Origin of the sequence: Bradyrhizobium sp. 197 (assembly GCF_023073375.1) — a bacterium.
Classification (GTDB): Bacteria; Pseudomonadota; Alphaproteobacteria; order Rhizobiales; family Xanthobacteraceae; genus Bradyrhizobium.
Genome location: NZ_JADPJJ010000159.1, coordinates 64,924 through 85,563, shown reverse-complemented (window position 1 = coordinate 85,563; position 20,640 = coordinate 64,924). Strand labels below are relative to the sequence as shown.

Sequence of the window (20,640 nt, the reverse complement as noted above, 5' to 3'; positions counted from 1 at the left end):
GCGCGGATGGAACATGCTCGAAACATTGTCCCGATGCCCCACACAACTCATCCACAAACTCAGCGTCGCCTAACCGAGCAAACGGACCTGGGCAGTTACCGCTGCGCTCGCAATGAGGGGGAGGGACCGTCTACTTCCCCACCCATTTCGGCGGCCGCTTCTCCGCGAACGCCTTCGGGCCCTCGATGTAGTCCTGTGACGCCGCCATCGCCTTCACCGCCGGGTACTCCCGCTGCTCCTCGATCGCCTGCTCCAGCGACACGCCAAGCCCCTTCTGGATGGTCTGCTTCGACGCGCGGATCGACATCGGCGAGTTCTTGGTGATCATCTCGGCCCAGCGCAGCGCAGCCGTCAGCGCCTCGCCCTGCGGCACCACCTCGTTGACGAAGCCGAGCTCGAGGCCTTCCTTGGCGCTGACATGGCGCGCGGTGAGGATCATGCCCATGGCGCGCTTCAAGCCGATCTGCCGCGGCAGCCGGTGCAGGCCGCCGGCGAGGGCGGCAAGGCCAACGCGTGGCTCGGGCAGGGCGAAGGTCGCATTCTCGGAGGCGATGATTAGATCGCAGGCGAGCGCGATCTCGAAACCACCGCCCATGGCGACACCGTTGACGGCGGCGATGATCGGCTTGTCGCAGTCGAAGCGCGCGGTGAGGCCGGCAAACCCGCCCTTGTCCCAGCCGCGCTTGCCACCTGCCGCCTGCCACTTCAGGTCGTTGCCGGCGCAGAACGCCTTGTCGCCGGCGCCGGTGACGATCGCGACCCACTGCTCCGCATCGGTCGAGAAATCGTCGAACACCTTTTGGAGCTCGAAATGCGCGTCGGTGTGCAGCGCGTTGTAGACCTCGGGCCGCGACAGCGTGACGATCGTGATCGGTCCCTTGCGTTCCACTTTGGAAAATTTCAGCTCCATGGTCGCTCCCGCATTTTCTGTGACAGAGAATTTCGCGCAGTGTAGCGCGCGGCGGCGCGTCAACACCATCGAATTGCGCAAGCGCGCCTTGCGCCTCTCACACGCCTCGGCTTGCTTGACTTGCGCACACTCTTCTCACCTTAATCGGGGCAAGAAAAATCGGGGCAAGAAAATCGCGCATAGCGCCTTAACGCAACACGAAAAAATCATCCGGGAGAGAACCGTGGATTTCTCATTGCCTGCCGACCTCGTCGCCTATCTCGGAGAGCTTGACCAATTCATCGAACGCGAGATCAAGCCGCTGGAGGAGGCCGACGACAACATCCGCTTCTTCGATCATCGCCGCGAATGGGCGCGCACCGATTTCGAAAATGGCGGCCTCCCGCGCCAAGAATGGGAAGCGCTGCTGCGCAAGGCCAAGGATCTCGCGGACGCCGCCGGCCATCTGCGCTTTCCGGTTCCGAAGCAATATGGCGGCAAGGATGGCTCCAACCTCTGGATGGCCGTGATCCGCGAGCACTTTGCGGCGAAGGGGCTCGGCCTACACAACGACCTCCAGAACGAGCATTCCATCGTCGGCAATTTTCCTGTCGCCACCATGCTCGACCGCTACGGCCGCGACGACCAGAAGGCGATGATCGACGGCTCGATCAAGGGCAAGTACCGCATCACCTTCGGGCTGACCGAGCCAAATCATGGCTCCGACGCCACCCACATGGAAACGCGCGCGGTGCCTGCGACCCGTGACAACGTCAAGGGCTGGATCATCAACGGCGAGAAGATGTGGACCACAGGTATGCATGTCGCCACGCACTGCGCGCTGTTCGTGCGCACTAGCGGCAATGACGGCGATGCGCGCGGCATCACCTGCTTCCTGGTGCCGGCCAGGAGCCATGGCGTGAAGATCGAAGAGTACATGTGGACCTTCAACATGCCGACCGATCATCCCCGCGTCAGCTTCACCGACGTGTTCGTGCCCGAGGACGCGCTGTTCGGCGAGGTCGGTCGCGGCTTGTCGCTGGCGCAGTGCTTCGTGCACCAGAACCGAATCCGCCAGGCCGCGAGTTCGCTCGGAGCCGCCGTCTATTGCATCAACGAGAGCGTGAAATATGCGCGCGAGCGAAAACCGTTCGGCAAGGCGCTGGCCGAAAACCAGGCGATCCAGTTCCCGCTGGTCGAGCTGGCGACCCAGGCCGAGATGCTGCGCCTGTTGATCCGCAAGACCGCCTGGGAGATGGACAAGCTCACCGAGGAGCAGATCGAGCGCACGCTCTCCGACCGCGTCTCGATGTGCAACTACTGGGCAAACCGCCTCGCTTGCGAATCCGCCGACCGCGCCATGCAGGTCCACGGCGGCATGGGCTATTCACGCCACAAGCCGTTCGAGCACATCTACCGCCACCACCGCCGCTACCGCATCACCGAGGGCAGCGAGGAAATCCAGATCCGGAAGGTGGCCGGATTCCTGTTCGGGTATATGGGGCCGGGAAAGCACTGATCGTCATTGCGAGCGGAGCGAAGCAATCCAGCTTCCTCGCTTCGCTCCTCGCACCGCCGATCAATTCACCCGCCGGTCCTTCCCCGCCCAATACGGCTCGCGCAATTGCCGCCGCAAGATCTTGCCGCTTGGATTTCGCGGCAGCGCCGGCAAAAACTCGACGCTCTTCGGCGTCTTGAACCCGGCGATGCGCTCGCGGGTGAAGTTGATGATGTCGGTTTCAGTCGCCTGCTTGCCCGGCTTCATCACCACGACGGCCTTCACCGCCTCGCCCCATTTGCCGTCGGGTATGCCGATCACGGCAGCTTCTGCGACATCGGGATGATCGCACAGCGCGCTCTCGACCTCGGCGGGATAGATGTTTTCGCCGCCGGAGATGATCATGTCCTTGATGCGGTCGTGGATGTAGAGATAGCCGTCTTCGTCCATGTAGCCGGCGTCGCCAGTGCGCAGCCAGCCGTCGGAGCGCAACGTCGCGGCGGTCGCTTCCGGTAAATTCCAGTAGCCGGCCATGTTGGAGCCCGAGCGCGTCGCGATCTCGCCGACTTCGCGCGGCGGCAGCGGCTTGCCGTCGACATCAAGGATCGCGATCTCGATGCCCGGCAGTGCCTTGCCGGCCGAGCGCATCCGCTCCAGTCCCTCGACGTGGTCTTCCGGCGGCAGCGCGACGATGGTGCCGGTGGTCTCGGTCATACCGTACATCTGCACGAAACCGCATTTGAAGATCTCGATGCACTCCTTCAGCAGCGCCGCGGGTATCGGGGAGGCACCGTACAGCATGTATTTCAACCGCGAGAAATCGACCGTCCTGGCGCGTGGCTGCCGCACCACGAACTGCATCGCCGCCGGCACCATGAACAGTTTTGTGATGCCGGACTGTTCGAAGAAATCCAGCACTTTGGTCGGATCGAACTCGCGCGCAATCACGCCGCGGGCGCCGTGATAGAGCCCCATCACGCCCCAGCCGGAGCCGCCGATGTGGAAGATCGGCATCGCGACCAGCGACACGTCGTCGGTCGACCACCGGTTCCACTCCGGCTTGTCCTTGGCATTGCCTGTTTGCACCAGGTTGAGGAAGTTGGCATGCGACAGCATCGCGCCCTTCGGCTTGCCCGTCGTGCCGGACGTATAGAGCTGGATGGCGATATCCCTGGTATCGATCGGTACTCCGGGATCGCCGCCGCTCTGTGCATCGCGCCAGGCTGTATAATCAGGCCACTCCGGCGCGCCGCCTTCGGTGGTGATGACGGTGCGCACACCCGGCAGCTCGTCCTTGATCTGGCTGACCTGAGCGATGAACTCCGGTCCCACGAACAGCACCGGGGCCTTGCAGTCGCTAACGATGAAGGCGACCTCGGGGCCTGCGAGCCGCCAGTTCACCGGCGCCATCACGACGCCGGCCTTCATCGCGCCCATCAGCAGCTCGAAATAGATATCGCTGTTCTTGCCGAGATAGGCGATCCGCTCGCCCTTGTTCACACCCATCGCGATCAGCGCATTGGCGACGCGATTGGTCTTGACATCGAATTCGGCAAAGCTGGTGACGCGGCCCTCGAACTCGTAGGCGGTGGCGTTGCCGCGGCTCGTCGCGCGCTCGCGCACCATGTCGGCGAGATCAGTCAATGGCTGTGTGGTGGGCATGTTTCTCCCGTGACGTCTTGTTTTTATAGCGCGGAGTGTGGCGTCATCCGCCGGCAAAGACAAGATGGCGGGAGGGCAACCGCGATTTCGTGTCCCGGACGCGGCGCAGCACGAAGTGGTGCGGCGCTGAGCCGGGACCCATTCTGATTCAGCATGCTGCGAGAGATAGGCCCCGGCTCAGCAGCGCATCACGCCGCAAGTGCGGCGCGCTGCGCTGCGTCCGGGGCACGAGATCATCCTCTCTTCGCCCGGTCCTTCTCGTTCTGTGCCTTGATCGAGTCCCGCGCATTGGTCCAGTCGTCGTCGCTCCAGTCGCGGAGCTGGTAGAAATTGCCGCCCATTGCGAGCGCCTGGGCGCCGTCCATGGCAATCGTCTCGCCTGTGATCCAGTCGCAGCCGCCGGAAATCAAAAACACTGCGAGATTCTGCAGCTCCTCCATGGTGCCGACGCGGCCCATCGGGTTCATCGCCTTGGTGCGCGCGCCGGCCTCGTCACCGGGCTTGATGCGCTTGCTCATGCCTTCGGTCGGAATCTCGCCCGGCGCGATGGTGTTGAGGCGGATGCCGTATCTGCCCCATTCGGTGGCGAGCGACATCGTCATGGCGTGGATGGCCGACTTGCTCATCGCCGACGGCACCACGTAAGGCGAGCCGTTGCGCACCCAGGTCACGGTGATCGAGACGACGTTGCCGGGCTGCTTCAAGGCGATCCAGCGCTTGCCGACCGCATGCGTCACATAGAACGTGCCGTGCATGACGATGTTGGCGACCGCGTCGAAGCCGCGCGGCGAGAGGTCTTCGCTGCGCGAGATGAAATTGCCGGCCGCGTTGTTGATGAGATCGGTGAGGGGGCCATCGCGAAAGATGTTCTCGATCATCTCCTCGACCGCGAGCGCGTTGCGAATGTCGACGCCGTGGCTGGTGACGCGGCCGCCATACTGATCCATCAGCTCGGTCGCGGTCTCGTCGCAGACGATCTTGCGCCGGCCGCAGATGTGCACTTCGGCGCCGAGCTGAAGGAAGCGCGCTGCCATCGACTTGCCTAGCCCGGTCCCGCCGCCGGTCACGAGAATGCTCCGGCCGGCCAGAAGATTTTCCTTGAACATGGCTGTTTCCCTCGTAGGGATTGTCAGTTAATTGGTCGATTGACTAAATCCGGCCGCCGTCTTTCTGTAAAGCGGCACCGAACAAGAACAGGCAAGAACCAGGGGAGAATCATCCATGGAAGAGCGCGTCTCGATCTCGATCTCGGAAGGCGTCGCCGACGTCCGCCTGGTGCGCGCGGACAAGATGAATGCGCTGGATCAAGCCATGTTCGAGGCCCTTGTGGCCGCAACGGACCGGCTTTCAAAGGACAAGAGCGTCCGCGTTGTCGTGCTGTCCGGCGAGGGCCGCGCCTTCTGCGCCGGCCTTGATATGGGGCGTTTTGCCGCCATGAAGGAAAAGGGCGGCAACGGAATTCCGGGTGGCGAAAATCGCGATCTCACGGCGCGCACGTACGGCCAGGCGAACTTTGCGCAGCAGGCGGTGTGGGGCTGGCGCCAGCTTCCGGTCCCCGTGATCGCCGCGATCCAGGGCGTTGCCTTCGGCGGCGGCTTCCAGCTCGCGCTCGGTGCCGACATGCGCTTTCTCACCCCCGACGCACGGATGTCGGTGATGGAAATCAAATGGGGTCTGGTGCCCGACATGGCGGGCACGCCGATCCTGGCTTCGCTCATGCGCGACGACATTTTGCGCGATCTCACCTACACCGGCCGCATCTTCTCCGCGCAGGAGGCGATGGCTTATGGTCTCGCCACGCGCATCTGCGACGACCCGCGCGCTGCCGCGCTCGAAGTCGCGCGCGAGATCGCCGGCAAGAGCCCCGATGCAATCCGCGCCGCAAAACGCCTGCTCAACAATCTCTCGGTCGATCCGGGCCCCGCGCTGCTCGCCGAGTCCGTCGAGCAGCAGAAGCTGATCGGCAGCGCGAACCAGACCGAAGCGGTGCGTGCCAATCTGGAGAAGCGCGCGCCGAAGTTTGCGGACTGAGGCAGACCTCATCCCGAGGAGCCGCGAAGCGGCGTCTCGAGGGATGGGCCACGAGGTCTCATGGTTAGAGACAGCGCTGCGCGCCTCCTCACCATGAGGGACAACGTCAAACATAAAGAAAAACAAATGAGCGAAACGTCAAATTTCCTCGGCATTGTCTCCGGCGAGCGCAGCCGCTCCCATGCCGAGGTCGCGAACCGCGCCGATCGCATCGCCGCCGGCCTCGCCATGATCGGCGTCAAGCAGGGCGATTGCGTCTGTATGCTGATGCGCAACGACATCGCCTTCCTCGAGGCCGCCTATGCCGCGATGCGGCTGGGCGCCTATGGTGTGCCGATCAACTGGCACTTCAAGCCGGAGGAGATCGACTATATCCTGAAGGATACCGGCACGTCCGTGCTGATCGGACATGCCGACATGCTGCATGCCTTGCGCGACGCCATTCCGAAAGGCGTCACCGTGCTCAGCGTGCCGACGCCGCCGGAGATTCTGGCCAACTACAAGATCAATCCCGATCATCTGAAGACGCCGGATTTCGCGATCGATTTCGAATCCTGGGTCGCGCAGCACCAGCCCTATGACGGCCCGATCGTGCCGCAGCCCATGAACATGATCTACACGTCGGGGACGACAGGCCATCCCAAAGGCGTACGACGCAACGCGCCGACGCCGGAACAGGCGGCGGCCGGCGAGCGCATGCGCGCGATGATCTACGGGCTGAAGCCCGGCGCCCGCACGATCCTGCCGGGCCCGCTCTATCATTCCGCGCCGAACTCGTTCGGCATCCGCGCCGGCAAGCTCGGCGGCGCGCTGGTGCTGATGCCGCGCTTCGAGCCGGAAGAGTTTTTGCAGCTGATCGAGCGCTACAAAATCGACACCATCTTCATGGTGCCGACCATGTTCATCCGCCTGATGAAGTTGCCGGAGGAGGCACGCAAGAAATACGATGTCTCCTCGCTGCGCCACATCATCCACGCGGCGGCACCGTGCCCGGCGGATGTCAAGCGCGCCATGATCCAGTGGTGGGGGCCGGTGATCTATGAATTCTATGGCTCGACCGAATCCAGCGCCGTCACCTTTGCGACCTCCGAGGACGCGCTGAGGAAGCCCGGCACCGTCGGCAAGATTTCGCCCGGCGCTGAGCTGCGCTTCATCGGCGAGGACGGAAGCGTGCTGGGCGTGGGCGAGATCGGCGAGATCTACTCGCGCATGGCCGGGATGGCCGATTTCACCTATCACAACAAGGCGGAGAAGCGCGCCGAGATCGACCGTGACGGCTTCATCACCTCGGGCGACGTCGGCTATATCGACGAAGAGGGCTACGTCTTCATCTGCGACCGCAAGCGCGACATGGTGATCTCGGGCGGCGTCAACATCTATCCGGCCGAGATCGAGTCGGTGCTGCACGCCGTGCCCGGGGTGCATGATTGCGCGGTGTTCGGCATTCCCGACGCCGAGTTCGGCGAAGCGCTGATGGCGGTAGTCGAGCCGCAGGCGGGCATCACGCTCGACGCCGGCGACATTCGTAAGCGCCTAAAGGCGTCGCTCGCCGACTACAAGGTACCAAAGCACATCGAGATCCGCGCCGGGCTGCCGCGGGAAGATTCCGGCAAGATATTCAAGCGCCGCCTGCGCGATCCCTATTGGGAGCAGGCGGGACGGAAGATCTAGCGGCTGCAAGAATGGCCAACGACCTGAGTGGCGTCACGGACCACCGGTCATGCTATACTAGCGGGATCATCGACCTCCGGATCATCCCATGGCCCCTGTTTCCATCCTGCTCAACCTGCTCTGGATCCTCATCGGCGGCGCCTGGATGGCGGTCGGCTGGCTGATCGCTGCCGTTATCATGGCCATCACCATCATCGGCCTGCCCTGGGCGCGGGCGGCGTTTAACATCGCCGTCTACACGCTGGTGCCGTTCGGTTCGAAGGCGGTCAGCCGCGACGAGGTCACCGGCATGAGCGATATCGGCACCGGCCCGCTCGGGGTGATCGGCAACATCGTCTGGTTTCTGCTGGCCGGCTGGTGGCTGGCGCTCGGCCATCTCCTCACCGCCCTGGCCCTCGCGATCACAATCATCGGCATTCCCTTCGCCTGGGCCCATCTGAAGCTCGCAGGCATCGCGCTCTGGCCGATCGGCAAGGTGATCGTGCCGGCCTGAGGCGTGGACCCGTCAATGTCGGCCTCCGGCTGCAGAGCGGAAGTCGCCCGGCTTTGGGGTAGGCCTATCGCATTTGAGGCGCTTCCCCGCGGCCCATCCTTCGAGACGCCCGCCTTTGGCGGGCCCTCAGGATGAGGGGGAATACGTGGCTGCAGTTTCAACGAAACCCGACGTAGCTCAGCCTCATCCTGAGGAGACCGCGAAGCGGTCGTCTCGAAGGACGAGGCGCTTGCTCAGCTCATAGCTCGTAGAATGGGTAGAGCGAAACCCATCAATCCGTCCGCCGATGACCAAGGATGATGGGTTTTCGCAAGGGCTCAGCCCATTCTACTGGCGGGAATCATGGCAGGCGCGATTCGCAACATTTAGCGGCTATCCGGCCGGCTTAGGGTCCGGTCTGATGATCCGTGCATCGTCGCCCCATCTGGCGAGGCGGGTGCGCTCAATTGCCCTCCGCACACAATTCCCCGCGTTGCACTCAGGATATTGAACCCTTCCTATCTCGCAGTTCGACGAACGCACTCGATAAAGAGCTTTGCGGCTGGGCTGAGCGCGCGATTCTTGAGTGTCACAATTGCGACAGGCCGCGGCTGCGCGGGAAGTCGAATTGGAAGTACCTTGAGAGAGCCGCCATGGTTGCCAAAGCGAAGAATCGATGTTGGAAGCATCGTCACAAATTGTGCACTGGCAGCCAGTCGACAGCACAGATGCATTGAGAGCGTCGTAATGGGCGCACGTGGCAACTCTGTACTACTCGCGCGGAACAACTCGGCGGTGAGTGACCCGTGCATGGTATCCGCGGGAGGCAGAATCCAACGCTCGCCGACTAGATCGGCAAGCTTGAGTTTACGCATCCGTGCCCATTTGCTCTGACGGCCGGCTACCACGACGACCTGGTCGTCATACACGACTTCCGCCTTTAGATCGGTTTCCTTGAATGGCGTCGGAATGCGACCCAGCATGAGATCGATGCTGCGCTCACGCAACTCACGATAATGCAGTTTGCTAATGACAGCTTGCGCGACGTCCAAGTGAATTCGGGGCTGCTCACGTGTGAAGCGCTCGATGACTGCCGGCAAGAGACCGGCCGCAATACTCTCAGTACTGCCGATGTGCAACTCTCCCACAGACGGGTCGGCGAGAAATGCGATTTCGTCGACGCCCTGCTTGAGTTCGTCGAAAATCACTCGGCCTCGCGCGACCAGTGCGCGGCCGTATGCCGTCGGCTCGATCCCGCCTCGGCTGCGGTCGAGCAAACGAAGTCCGAACGTGTGTTCCAAGTCGGTGATTGCCTTCGATACGGCGGGCTGCGAGATCGCCAGCTCTGCCGCAGCCTTTCCCATGCTTCCGCGCTCCACGACCGTGAGCAGAATACGGAGGTCGCGCAGCTTCAGGCGGCGCCCAATGCGATCGACCAACGACATGACCACGAACCTGCCAAATCGGTTATCGAACCATCACATATCAGAATTGGACAGAAATGTCTGCGTGATGCACGCTTTGATTGATGAGGCATCCGAAATCGAATGTCTGGCCTTGTGCTGAGAACACGTTGCGGAAATAGGGGAGCCACGGGAGGCGGCTTATGGGGACGCGTCGTGACTTTTTGATAGCGTCGGCGGCCGGTGTCGCTTTCTCCGTCGCTGGTCCCGTGCCGCAAATCATTGCCGAACCGCGTGTGAAAACGGCGCATATCCTAACAGGCTTCACAGCCGGGTTGCCTGATTCTGTCGCGAGGCTCCTTGCGGAACAGATGAAGACCTATGCAACGTCGATCGTCGTCGAACCTCGACCAGGCGCGAGTGGTCGTGTCGCCGTGGAAGCCGTGAAAGCCGCTCCCCCGGATGGATCGGTCGTTCTGTTCGCGCCGACTGGTTTCCTCACGCTCTTTCCTCATACCCACAAGAAGCTGAGATACGAGCCTCAGGATTTTGCCCCAGTGTCGACCGTTGCGTCGTTCGCTGCAGCTTTGACGGTGGGGCCGCGAGTGCCAGAGGAGGCGAGGACGCTTGCCGATTTCGTCTCGTGGTGCCGTGTTAACGCAAAGGATGCGACCTATGGCACGCCAGGAGTTGGAACCAGTATGCACCTAATCGGTGCAGCGTTGGGACGCGGGGCAGGCTTCGAGTTTCTTCACGTACCGTATCAAGGTAGGACGGCAATCCAAGACCTCCTCAAGGGCGAGATCGCATCGGCGATCATGCCAATCGACAGTTCCCTAGGTCTCGTGCAAGCCGGCGAACTGCGCGCCTTGGCAACCACCGGTCCAGCCCGTAGCCGGTTTCTTCCCGATGTGCCGACGATGGTGGAAGCCGGCTATCCCTTGCTCAAGGACGTCACATGGTTTGGGTTCTTCGTTCCGGCCAAGACACCGCCAGATATCATTGAAGGCCTCAATGGAGCTATTCAGGCGGCTCTGCGAACAAGTGTCATAGAGCGCAGCCTGGCAAAATTATCAGTCGAGATCGACTCGATCTCAATGGACAACTTTGCACAACTACTCGCATCGGAATCGGCACGATGGAAAGGGATCGTGCAAGCAACCGGGTTTAGCCCGAACGACTGAGCTCGTGAGATGGGTAGAGCCCTTGCGAAACCCATGCTTCGTCATCGGCGAACGGATTGATGGGTATCGCTGGCGTTCTATCCATCCTCGGCGCTCTGCGCTGCGATGAGAGAGCGCATCGCTGGTGCTGCGCACACAATTCCCCGCGTTGCCCGACGGGCAAAACACGCCGCATCCAGGTCAAGGGTGGCGCTCCCAAATATTCTGATTGACCGAATTTATCTCTTCGGGTAAACCGCAAGACATCCCGGCCCGCCAAAAGGGCGTTTCGCGATCGTCACGATACGTGAGCCGGGATGCGATGGACGCGGCAGCGCCGGCGCGTGACGAGGTGGCAGGGCGGGCTACGCCTGTGAGCCATCGCGCTCTGCGCGAACGACCCGGCGGTCACAGCGTTTCTTTTCGGCTTCGGTGGCGGGCACGCGCAAGCTTCCGGATGTCCGGGGAGGGACGTCCGCGGACGGCAAAAGCGTGTGGTCCTGACGCCCGGGGTCTGTGCGTCAAGGCTTGCGGTGATGTGCGGCCCGACCGGGTGTGCGCATCGATCATCCGCAAGGCGACGGGGGCAATAGTGCATCGCTCCCCGGGGAGAGCGCGCCATAAGCCGTAAAACCATTGCGCAGGGAAGGCCGGGATGTCCCGGCATCACCTGTGGGTCACCCCGCGTGCGTTTTTCGCGTGCGGACCCTGGGTGCCAGCCGGCGCCCGGCCTTCCCTGCGCCCTTTCTTCTCGATGAGGGCGAAACGGACAGCAAAACTCGGGCGCCCGCGCCGCGAGACCGCGGACGTGTGTGCGCATCCGTCAGCAAGGCGCATTTCCGCCCGTGATCGGTGACGTTGCCGCGCCGCCCCCAACTTCATCTTGCGCTGCGGCAAAAAACTTGCACACTCGTCGCCACCGGGGAGCCACAGCGTGCTCTAGAAGCGGAGCCAGCCATGTCCCTCCAGACCGTACCATCCGACGCCACCGATCTTCGCCCCAACCGCCCTGAGGACGTCCAGGCGCTGGAGGCGGATACGCAGCTGCGCGACGACATCCGCCTGCTCGGGCGCATCCTGGGCGATACCGTTCGCGACCAGGAGGGGGCCGAATTGTTCGACCTGGTCGAGCGTATCAGGCAGACCTCGATCCGGTTTCACCGCGACGAGGACCGGCTGGCCCGCCGCGAGCTCGAGCAGATCCTCGACAGCATGTCGACCTCGGAGACCGTGCGGATCGTCCGCGCCTTCAGCTATTTCTCCCACCTCGCCAACATCGCCGAGGACCAGAACAACATCCGCCAGATGCGCGCCGGCAAGGGTGGCGGCTCCGGCGTGCTGGCCGAGACGCTCGCCCATGCCAGGGCGGCGGGCATCGGTGCCGATGCACTACGCAACTTCTTCAAGAGCGCGCTCGTCAGCCCGGTGCTGACCGCGCATCCGACCGAGGTCCGCCGCAAGAGCACCATGGACCGCGAGATGGAGGTCGCAGCCCTGCTCGACCGCCGCGAGCGCGTCGCGCTGACCGCCGATGAGGCCGCCGCCAGCGACGAGCAGCTCCGCCGCGAGGTGCTGACGCTGTGGCAGACCAATTTGCTGCGCCGGACCAAGCTCACGGTGCTCGACGAGGTCGCCAACGGCTTGTCGTTCTACGATTACACCTTCCTGCGCGAGGTGCCGCGGCTGGTCAACGCGCTGGAGGACCGGCTGGAGGAGGGCGGCGAGCAGGCAGCCGGCGAGCTCGCCTCGTTCCTGCGGATGGGAAGCTGGATCGGCGGCGACCGCGACGGCAATCCCTTCGTCACCGCGGACGTGATGCGCGGCACGCTGCGGCTGCAGTCGAGCCGCGTCATGCAGTTCTATCTCGAAGAGCTGCATGTGCTCGGCTCGGAGCTGTCGATCGCCGCGCATCTCGCCGACGTGTCCGAGGAGCTGCGGACGCTGGCCGAGCGCTCGCCCGATACATCGCCGCACCGGAGTGGCGAGCCCTATCGCCTCTCGGTGTCAGGCATCTATGCGCGGTTGACGGCCACGGCCGAAAAGCTCGAGGTCGAAATCACGCGCCGGCCGGTGGGCAAGGGCGCGCCGTATGACAGCGTCAGGGAGCTCAAGGCCGATCTCGACGTGCTGCACCGCTCGCTGATCTCCAACAACGCCCGCGTCATCGCCCGCGGCCGGCTGCGGCTGCTGCGCCGCGCGGTGGACTGTTTTGGCTTCCATCTGGCGCGGCTCGATATCCGCCAGAACTCGGCGGTGCACGAGCGCACCATCGCCGAGCTGATGGACGCCGCCAACCCCGGCATGTCCTACCTCGCGCTTGGCGAGGAGGCGCGCATCTCGCTGCTCACCAACGAGCTGCGCTCAACGCGCTCGCTGGTGTCGCCGTTCGTCAAGTACAGCGACGAGACGATGGGCGAGCTCAATGTGTTCCATGCCGCCGCGGAGGCGCATGCGAAGTTCGGCTCGGACGCCATTCCCCAATGCATCATCTCGATGTGCAAGGGCATGTCCGACATGCTTGAGGTCGCGGTGCTGCTCAAGGAGGTCGGCCTCGTCCATCCCTCCGGGCGCAGCGCGATCAACGTCGTGCCGCTGTTCGAGACCATCGAGGATTTGCAGGCGTCATCCAGCATCATGGACCGCATGCTGTCGCTGCACGATTACCGACGGTTGGTGGACAGCCGCGGCAGCGTGCAGGAGGTCATGCTCGGCTATTCCGACTCGAACAAGGATGGCGGCTTCGTCACCTCGGGCTGGGAGCTCTACAAGGCCGAGATCGGCCTCGTCGACGTGTTCGAGCGCCACGGCGTGCGGCTGCGCCTGTTCCACGGTCGCGGCGGCTCGGTCGGCCGCGGCGGCGGTCCGAGCTATGATGCCATCATCGCCCAGCCCGGCGGCGCCGTGAACGGCCAGATCCGCATCACCGAGCAGGGCGAGATCATCTCGTCAAAGTATTCCAACGCCGAAGTTGGCCGCAACAATCTGGAAATCCTTGCCGCGGCGACGCTGGAAGCAAGCCTGTTGCATCCGCGCCAGAGCGCGCCGCGCCGCGAATATCTGACCGCGATGGACGAGCTTTCAAGTCTCGCCTTCAAGGCCTATCGCGGTCTCGTCTACGAGACCGACGGCTTCGTCGATTACTTCTGGGCATCAACCGTCATCAACGAGATCGCGACGCTCAACATCGGCAGCCGCCCGGCCTCGCGCAAGAAGACCCGGGCGATCGAGGACCTTCGCGCGATTCCCTGGGTGTTCTCCTGGGCGCAATGCCGCCTGATGCTGCCGGGCTGGTACGGTTTTGGCAGCGCGGTCGAGCAGTGGATCGCGGAGCATCCCGACAAGGGCATGCCGTTCCTCAAAGAGCTCTACCGGGAATGGCCGTTCTTCCGCATGCTGTTGTCGAACATGGACATGGTGCTTGCGAAAAGCTCGATCGCAATCGCCTCGCGCTATGCCGAGCTCGTGCCGGATGAAGCACTGCGCGAAAAGATCTTCGGTCGCATCCGCCGCGAATGGCATTCCTGCATCGAGACGCTCTTGGACATCATGGGCCAGGACCGTCTGCTCCAGGGCAATCCGCTGCTGGAGCGCTCGGTGCGCCACCGCTTCCCCTATCTCGATCCGCTCAACCATGTGCAGGTCGAGCTGCTGAAAGAGCACCGCGCGCAGAACCCGGACGAGCAGGTGCTGCGCGGGATTCAGCTGACGATCAACGGGATCTCGGCGGGGTTGAGAAATACGGGTTGATGAGGGCGAGTAGCGAACAGATGCGTGTCCGAACCGTTCGCTACTCGCCACGCGCTTATTCGCTCACGGCTTCATTGCCCCCTGTACGCTCGTGTAGACGGCGTAGAGCGAACTCGAGCCACAAATATAGAGCCTATTTCGCTGCTGACCTCCGAAGCACAAATTAGCGACTGTTTCCGGAATATGAATCTTGCCCAGCAGGTCGCCCGACGGCGTATAACAGCGCACGCCGTCTTCGTTCGGATCGCCCCAGCCCACCGAACACCAGACGCGCCCGTCACGATCGCATCGCATCCCGTCGGTGATGCTGGGCTTGGGCATCTCCGCAAACACCTTGCTGTTCGAGACCTTTCCGGACCCAATATCCACGTCGAACACCCGGATATGGGAGGGATTATCGGGGCCATCAGTGAAGCCGGTATCGATGACGTAGAGTTTCTTCTCGTCGGGCGAGAAGGTTATCCCGTTGGGTTCGACGAAGTCGTCGACGACAACCTTGATCTCCCCGGATCTTGGATCGACCCGGTAGACGTTGTTTTTTGCCTGCTCCTTCTCGGCCTTGATACCCTCATAATAGCCGCCGATCCCGTAGCCGGGATCGACAAACCAGACCGATCCATCGGAAGCGACGACCAGATCGTTCGGCGAGTTGAGCTTCTTGCCGTTGTAACTGTCGGCAATGATGGTGATCGAGCCGTCGAGCTCGGTCCGGGTGACGCGCCTGCCGCTGTGCTCGCAAGTGAGCAGGCGTCCTTCGCGATCGATGGTGTTGCCGTTGGAGTTCATCGAAGGCTGGCGGTAGACGCTCGTATGACCGTCATCCTCGGAGAAACGCATGATGCGGTTGTTGGGAATATCGCTGAACAACACGTACCGGCCGGCTGGGAAGTAGACTGGTCCCTCGGCCCATCGGAAGCCGGTTGCTACGCGCTCAACAGCCATCGTGCCCGCGAAGGCAGGAAAACCGGAGGGCCCAAACGATGGTGGCCCCTTCTTGGCCGATTCCAAATGGGAGTCCGGGTAGCGGCTGCCTGGCAGCGGTCCCAACGGCAGCGGCGCCGTCGATCTCGTTGGAGCGCCCGTCTGGCCCAATGGCATGACGGAGGCTGCCAAGCTTGCGTTGGCGGTAAAGCCAGTCGCGGCGACTGCCGCCGCTGCGCCCTTCAAGAGGGCACGACGGCCGAGGCCATCGCGCTCTGTTGCGATCGTGTCGTCGGAGTTGGTCAGTATTCTTGTCATGGTTTCCTCCCGAAGTTGTGTTGGGAGGGAACGATCCGCCTGCAATCGGGCGTAAAGCGGGCGATCTCCGGCCGGACAACCGGAGATCGCAATGCAGCAACAATTGGAGTTCGCTTACACGGGATCCCACGGGAAGATGTCGGCGGAACGATCGAGCTTGTAGAACGATCCCTTCAGAGCCGGCATGCCGTGTTCGGCGATCGATTGCGGGGTCCAGCCTTCGCTCCGATGCACCGAGCGCAGCGGACGGTTCTGGCTGAACAGGAACAGCTCGTTCATGCGCGCGCCAAAGATCTGCCCGGAGACGTCCTTGGCCGCATCGGAGAGCAGATAGGCGCAGATCGGCGCAATTTTCTCCGGTCCCATCTGCTTGATCTTCTCGACGCGCGCCTTCTCGGCATCGGTTTCGGTCGGGATGGTGCCGATCATGCGGGTCCAGGCGAACGGCGAGACGCAGTTGGAGCGGACGTTGAAGCGGCCCATGTCGAGCGCGATCGACTTCGACAGGCCGACGATGCCGAGCTTGGCGGCGGCGTAGTTGGCTTGTCCAAAGTTGCCGATCAGGCCGGAAGTCGAGGTGAAGTGCACGAAGGAGCCGGACTCCTGCTCGCGAAACAGCCGCGCCGCGGCGTGCGAGACGTAGAACGAGCCCATCAAATGAACCTTGATGACGGCCTCGAACGCTTCCACGCTCATCTTGTGGAAGATCATGTCGCGCAAGATGCCGGCATTGTTGACGACGCCGTCGAGCCGGCCGAAATGATCGGTCGCGGTCTTCACGATCTTGCTGGCGGGGATGGCTTCGGCCACCGACTCGAAATTGGCGACCGCGGTGCCGCCGCGCTTCTTGATCTCCTCGACCACTTCCTCAGCGGGGGATGCGCTCGAACCGGCGCCGTCGGAGGCGCCACCGGGATCGTTGACCACGACCTTGGCGCCTTCCGCCGCGCAGAGCAGCGCGATCTCCCGCCCGATGCCGCGCCCTGCGCCGGTGACGATGATGACCTTGTCTTGCAGTGATTTTGTCATGTGGATTACCTCTCGTTCGTAAACACGATCGTGCCCGACGCGGCGAACATGCCGCCGACGCCATGGCACACCGAAATCTTGGCGTTGGCCACCTGCGCCGGCGCGATGCCGCGCATCTGGCGTACGCTCTCCTGGAGCGCGTACATGCCGTACATGCCCGAATGCATGTAGCTCAATCCGCCGCCATTGGTGTTGAGCGGAAGCTTAGCCCCCGGCCGCGTGTTGCCGTCGGCGATGAACTTGCCGGTTTCCTCGTGCGGCATGAAGCCGAGATCGCCGAGGCCGAACAGCGGCAGATGCGCGAAGGCGTCGTAGATCATGAGATGGTCGACGTCCTTGTGGGCGATGCCGGCCTCCCTGAACGCCAGCGGCCCCGCGGTCTTGAACGCGCGCGAGGAATTAAAAGTCTCCATCTGGCTGACCATCGGCGTCTCCACGCTTTCGCCGGTGCCCATGATGTAGACGGGCTTGCGCGGAAAGTCCTTGGCGCGATCAGCCGAGGTCAGGATCAGCGCGCCGCCGCCATCGGTGACGAGGCAGCATTGCAGCAGGCGGAACGGATAGGCGATCATGCGCGAGTTGAGGACGTCTGCGACCGTGATCGGGTCCTTCATCATCGCGCGCGGATTCTTTGCCGCCCATTCCCGCTGCACCACCGCGACCGCCGCGAGCTGCTCGTGCGTGATGCCGTAGGTCTTCATGAAGCGCAGCACGGGAATCGGGAACATGCTTGGTGGCCCATAGACGCCGAACGGCTGTTCGAACTGGCCGTTGAGGCTGTCCGGCGCTGTCGAGCGCGGCGCCTTGCCGATCATCGACTTGCCGCTCTCGGCATGGGTGATCAGCACGGTCTTGCACAGGCCGGCCTCGATCGCCGCCGCGGCGTGCCGGACATGCAGCATGAAGGAGCAGCCGCCGACGGAGGTGCCGTCCACCCAGGTCGGCTTGATGCCGAGATAGTGGCAGACCTGCTGCGGTGTCTCGACCGCGGTGGCGAAGCCGTCGATGTCCGACAGCTTCAGCCCGGCGTCGGCAATGGCATTGAGCGCCGCGTCCGCGTGAAGCTGGAGCTGCGACATGTTGGGGATGACCCCGAGCTCGGTGGTCTCGGCGGCGCCGACGACGGCAACCTGGTTGCTGCGCATGGCCTATCCCTTCGCCGGACGGAACACGGGGAGGGTGATCTTGTCGTCGAGCGCCTCGAAGGCGACCTCGAGCTTCATATCGAGTTCGAGCGCCTCCGGCGTCTGCGGACAGTCGATGATGTTGCTCATCATCCGCGGCCCCTCGGCGAGCTCGACCACGGCGATCGCATAGGGCGGCGTGAAGCCGGGCGCGGCGGGACGGTGGTTGATCACGTAGCTGTAGAGAAAGCCTTTTCCGCTCGCCTTGAAGATGCTGACCTTGCGCGAGGCGCAGGATGGGCAGAACGGGCGCGGCGGGAAATAGACATGCGCGCAGGCGTCGCAGCGCTGCAGGCGCAATTCGCCCGCCTTGGTGCCGTCCCAGAAATGCTGGGTCTCCGGCGTCGGTTTCGGTCGCGCGCGCTGCGGTTCGGCCATCTCGGAAGGTCCTCCCAGAGCTTGTTTTGTCAAGGGGCGGGTCTCAAGCCCGCCTGTTTCAATCTTGATGCGACAATCGACCATGGCGCGTCAACGGTCCAGCAATGCGCATGCATGCCATCATGCGCACAATGCTTGTGTCGAACTGAGGCAGCGCTATAGATTGCGCACGCAAATATTCCGTGAGACAGACATGCCCGATTTTCCGACACTGACGAAGCTCGCCGAAGATCTCGAAAGCGGCCGCACCACCTCCCGCAAGCTGGTCGAGGCTTGCATCGCCAGAATTGCCGATCCGTCCGGCGAGGGACAGCGTGCCTTCATCCATGTCGACAAGGAAGCCGCGCTCGCGGCGGCGGATGCGATGGACGGTTTGCGCAAGGTGAAGGCGGCGCCGTCGCGCTATGCCGGTATCCCGGTCTCGATCAAGGATCTCTTCGACATCAAGGGCCAGGTGACGCGCGCCGGCTCCCGCGCACTCGACGATTCCTCGCCGGCCGAGCAGGATGCCCCCACGGTGGCGCGGCTGCGCAAGGCGGGCTTCGTCGTGATCGGGCGCACCAACATGACCGAGTTTGCCTATTCCGGCATCGGCATCAATCCGCATTACGGTACGCCGAAGGGCGCCTGGAACCGGGCCGCAGGCCATGTGCCCGGCGGTTCGTCCTCGGGCGCCGCGGTCTCCGTGCTCGACGGGATGGCGCATGGCGCGCTCGGCACCGACACCGGCGGCTCCTGCCGCATTCCGGCGGCCTATAACGGCATCGTCGGCTACAAGCCGACGCAGCGCCGCGTGCCGCTCGACGGGGCTGTGCCGCTGTCGTTCTCGCTTGACAGCATCGGGCCGCTGGCACGATCGGTCAGTTGCTGTGCCATACTCGACGCCGTGCTCGCGAACGAGCCGGTCGTTGCGCTGAAGCCTCGCCCGGTGAAGGGCATGCGGTTGGCGGTGCCGACCACGATCGCGCTCGACGACCTCGATGCGGACGTGGCCAAGACGTTCGAGCGTGCGCTCAAGAGCCTCGCCGATCATGGCGCCATCATCGAGCGCATCGCGATGGCCGAATTCCACGACATCGGCCCGATGAACGCCAAGGGCGGCTTTGCGGCTTCCGAAAGCTTCGCCTGGCACCGCTACCTCATCACGTCCAAGGGCGACGTCTACGATCCCCGCGTTTCCGTGCGCATCATGCGCGGCGAGGCGCAGAGCGCGGCCGACTACATCGATCTCCTCAACGAGCGCCGCTCGCTGATCGCCCGCGTCAATGCGCGCCTTGCGCCCTATGACGCGCTGGTGCTGCCGACCACCGCCAATACGCCGCCGAAGATCGCCGATCTCGCCGACGACAAGGCGTTCACCAGGGAAAACCTGCGCGCGCTGCGCAATTGCACCCTGATCAACATGATCGACGGCTGCGCCATCTCGCTGCCTGCGCATCGCGAGGGCGACGTCCCGGTAGGCCTGATGCTGGCGGGCGCGGGCGGATCGGACCGCCGTATCTTTGAACTTGCTGCCGGCATGGAGGCCGTAATTCGTGTTTGACCTGACTTTCACCGTCGACGCCCAGGACACCACAACGCCACTGACACTGGCGATCGACCAGATGGTCATCGCCGGCTGGACCGGCCGCGACGCGATCGCGCGCGACAAGCACATCACGGAGCTGGAGGCTATGGGCATTGCCCGGCCGGCCTCGACGCCGATCTATTATCGCGCCTCGGCACGGCGGCTGACCATGGAAGACCGCATCGAATGCACTGGCGGCGATTCCAGCGGCGAGGTCGAATTCGTGCTGATCGGCTGGCAGGGCCGCATGTTCGTCGGCTGCGGCTCCGACCACACTGATCGCAAGGTCGAGGCCTACAGCGTCACCGTGTCCAAGCAAATGTGCGACAAGCCGATCGCATCCACGCTGTGGGAGCTCGAGGACGTCATCGGCCATTGGGACAGGATGATTTTGCGCTCCTACGCCTTCATCAAGGGCGAGCGCGTGCTCTACCAGGAGGGCACGCTGGACGCGATGCTGCCGATCACCGATCTCATCGCGCGCGGCTTCGAAGGTGGGAAATTCCCCGACGGCTGCGCCATGTTCGGCGGCACGTTCGCAGCCAAGGGCGGCATCCGCCCCGCCGACCGCTTCGAGTTCGAGCTGGAAGACCCTGTGCTGAAGCGGACGATCAAGCACGGCTATGATGTGGTGACGCTGCCGGTGCTGGGCTGAGCTATCGCCACCGTCATTGCGAGCGAACCTCTCTCCGTCGTCATTGCGAGGA

The 20,640-nt window shown here is 63.4% G+C and carries 16 protein-coding genes; 8 read left to right on the top strand and 8 right to left on the bottom strand.

What is annotated here, in order from left to right:
• Nucleotides 1-130: 130 nt before the first annotated feature.
• Nucleotides 131-910, bottom strand: a complete 780-nt coding sequence (locus IVB27_RS35315) for an enoyl-CoA hydratase-related protein (protein WP_247447320.1) — start codon at nt 908-910, stop codon at nt 131-133.
• A 223-nt stretch (nt 911-1,133) separates the two neighbouring features.
• On the opposite strand from IVB27_RS35315, the gene IVB27_RS35310 reads away from it, so the two are divergent.
• Nucleotides 1,134-2,408 carry an acyl-CoA dehydrogenase family protein gene (locus IVB27_RS35310; protein WP_247447319.1) on the top strand — a complete coding sequence of 425 codons (1,275 nt, stop codon included), beginning with the start codon at nt 1,134-1,136 and terminating at the stop codon, nt 2,406-2,408.
• 60 nt (nt 2,409-2,468) lie between these two features.
• On the opposite strand, the gene IVB27_RS35305 is transcribed toward IVB27_RS35310, so the two are convergent.
• Nucleotides 2,469-4,049, bottom strand: coding sequence for a fatty acid--CoA ligase (locus IVB27_RS35305; RefSeq protein ID WP_247447318.1), 1,581 nt, complete (start codon nt 4,047-4,049; stop codon nt 2,469-2,471).
• Between the two features lie 233 nt (nt 4,050-4,282).
• On the bottom strand, nt 4,283-5,155 hold the full coding sequence (locus tag IVB27_RS35300; protein ID WP_247447317.1) for an SDR family oxidoreductase: 873 nt from the start codon (nt 5,153-5,155) through the stop codon (nt 4,283-4,285).
• Between the two features lie 115 nt (nt 5,156-5,270).
• Here IVB27_RS35300 and IVB27_RS35295 point away from each other — a divergent pair, with 115 nt between their 5' ends.
• The 3 genes from IVB27_RS35295 (at nt 5,271) to IVB27_RS35285 (ending at nt 8,244) form a co-directional block, all read left to right on the top strand.
• Nucleotides 5,271-6,080 carry a crotonase/enoyl-CoA hydratase family protein gene (locus tag IVB27_RS35295; protein ID WP_247447316.1) on the top strand — a complete coding sequence of 270 codons (810 nt, stop codon included), beginning with the start codon at nt 5,271-5,273 and terminating at the stop codon, nt 6,078-6,080.
• A 126-nt stretch (nt 6,081-6,206) separates the two neighbouring features.
• The gene (locus IVB27_RS35290; protein WP_247447315.1) at nt 6,207-7,751 is read left to right on the top strand and encodes an acyl-CoA synthetase; all 1,545 of its coding nucleotides are present in this window, start codon (nt 6,207-6,209) and stop codon (nt 7,749-7,751) included.
• An 88-nt stretch (nt 7,752-7,839) separates the two neighbouring features.
• Entirely contained in the window at nt 7,840-8,244 is a 405-nt protein-coding gene (locus IVB27_RS35285; protein ID WP_247447314.1) for a YccF domain-containing protein, read from the top strand.
• A 497-nt stretch (nt 8,245-8,741) separates the two neighbouring features.
• On the opposite strand, the gene IVB27_RS35280 is transcribed toward IVB27_RS35285, so the two are convergent.
• On the bottom strand, nt 8,742-9,668 hold the full coding sequence (locus IVB27_RS35280; RefSeq protein ID WP_247447313.1) for a LysR family transcriptional regulator: 927 nt from the start codon (nt 9,666-9,668) through the stop codon (nt 8,742-8,744).
• A gap of 161 nt (nt 9,669-9,829) precedes the next feature.
• Here IVB27_RS35280 and IVB27_RS35275 point away from each other — a divergent pair, with 161 nt between their 5' ends.
• Nucleotides 9,830-10,810, top strand: a complete 981-nt coding sequence (locus IVB27_RS35275) for a tripartite tricarboxylate transporter substrate-binding protein (protein WP_247447312.1) — start codon at nt 9,830-9,832, stop codon at nt 10,808-10,810.
• A gap of 936 nt (nt 10,811-11,746) precedes the next feature.
• Complete coding sequence (gene ppc / locus IVB27_RS35270) at nt 11,747-14,536, top strand: phosphoenolpyruvate carboxylase (RefSeq protein ID WP_247349795.1); 2,790 nt, start codon at nt 11,747-11,749, stop codon at nt 14,534-14,536.
• A gap of 63 nt (nt 14,537-14,599) precedes the next feature.
• Here the strand turns inward: ppc and IVB27_RS35265 are convergent, their stop codons facing one another.
• The 4 genes from IVB27_RS35265 to IVB27_RS35250 form a co-directional block, all read right to left on the bottom strand.
• Nucleotides 14,600-15,775, bottom strand: coding sequence for an SMP-30/gluconolactonase/LRE family protein (locus IVB27_RS35265; protein ID WP_247447311.1), 1,176 nt, complete (start codon nt 15,773-15,775; stop codon nt 14,600-14,602).
• 114 nt (nt 15,776-15,889) lie between these two features.
• Nucleotides 15,890-16,804 carry an SDR family oxidoreductase gene (locus IVB27_RS35260; RefSeq protein WP_247447310.1) on the bottom strand — a complete coding sequence of 305 codons (915 nt, stop codon included), beginning with the start codon at nt 16,802-16,804 and terminating at the stop codon, nt 15,890-15,892.
• Between the two features lie 5 nt (nt 16,805-16,809).
• Complete coding sequence (locus IVB27_RS35255) at nt 16,810-17,949, bottom strand: thiolase C-terminal domain-containing protein (protein WP_247447309.1); 1,140 nt, start codon at nt 17,947-17,949, stop codon at nt 16,810-16,812.
• A 3-nt stretch (nt 17,950-17,952) separates the two neighbouring features.
• A complete protein-coding gene (locus IVB27_RS35250) occupies nt 17,953-18,366 on the bottom strand; it encodes a Zn-ribbon domain-containing OB-fold protein (RefSeq protein WP_027568974.1) in 414 nt (137 codons plus the stop codon).
• Between the two features lie 193 nt (nt 18,367-18,559).
• Here IVB27_RS35250 and IVB27_RS35245 point away from each other — a divergent pair, with 193 nt between their 5' ends.
• Nucleotides 18,560-19,909: an amidase gene (locus tag IVB27_RS35245; protein WP_247447308.1), complete on the top strand. Its 1,350-nt coding sequence runs from the start codon at nt 18,560-18,562 to the stop codon at nt 19,907-19,909.
• A complete protein-coding gene (locus IVB27_RS35240) occupies nt 19,902-20,588 on the top strand; it encodes a DUF2848 domain-containing protein (RefSeq protein WP_247447307.1) in 687 nt (228 codons plus the stop codon). Before IVB27_RS35245 ends, IVB27_RS35240 begins: the two co-directional genes overlap by 8 nt.
• The last annotated feature ends 52 nt before the right edge of the window (nt 20,589-20,640 follow it).

Coding starts and splice junctions, on each gene's coding strand:
- IVB27_RS35315 (WP_247447320.1), bottom strand. CDS start 910: ATGGAGCTGAAATTTTCCAAAGTGGAACGCAAGGGACCGATCACGATC.
- IVB27_RS35305 (WP_247447318.1), bottom strand. CDS start 4,049: ATGCCCACCACACAGCCATTGACTGATCTCGCCGACATGGTGCGCGAG.
- IVB27_RS35300 (WP_247447317.1), bottom strand. CDS start 5,155: ATGTTCAAGGAAAATCTTCTGGCCGGCCGGAGCATTCTCGTGACCGGC.
- IVB27_RS35295 (WP_247447316.1), top strand. CDS start 5,271: ATGGAAGAGCGCGTCTCGATCTCGATCTCGGAAGGCGTCGCCGACGTC.
- IVB27_RS35290 (WP_247447315.1), top strand. CDS start 6,207: ATGAGCGAAACGTCAAATTTCCTCGGCATTGTCTCCGGCGAGCGCAGC.
- IVB27_RS35285 (WP_247447314.1), top strand. CDS start 7,840: ATGGCCCCTGTTTCCATCCTGCTCAACCTGCTCTGGATCCTCATCGGC.
- IVB27_RS35280 (WP_247447313.1), bottom strand. CDS start 9,668: ATGTCGTTGGTCGATCGCATTGGGCGCCGCCTGAAGCTGCGCGACCTC.
- IVB27_RS35275 (WP_247447312.1), top strand. CDS start 9,830: ATGGGGACGCGTCGTGACTTTTTGATAGCGTCGGCGGCCGGTGTCGCT.
- ppc (WP_247349795.1), top strand. CDS start 11,747: ATGTCCCTCCAGACCGTACCATCCGACGCCACCGATCTTCGCCCCAAC.
- IVB27_RS35265 (WP_247447311.1), bottom strand. CDS start 15,775: ATGACAAGAATACTGACCAACTCCGACGACACGATCGCAACAGAGCGC.
- IVB27_RS35260 (WP_247447310.1), bottom strand. CDS start 16,804: ATGACAAAATCACTGCAAGACAAGGTCATCATCGTCACCGGCGCAGGG.
- IVB27_RS35255 (WP_247447309.1), bottom strand. CDS start 17,949: ATGCGCAGCAACCAGGTTGCCGTCGTCGGCGCCGCCGAGACCACCGAG.
- IVB27_RS35250 (WP_027568974.1), bottom strand. CDS start 18,366: ATGGCCGAACCGCAGCGCGCGCGACCGAAACCGACGCCGGAGACCCAG.
- IVB27_RS35245 (WP_247447308.1), top strand. CDS start 18,560: ATGCCCGATTTTCCGACACTGACGAAGCTCGCCGAAGATCTCGAAAGC.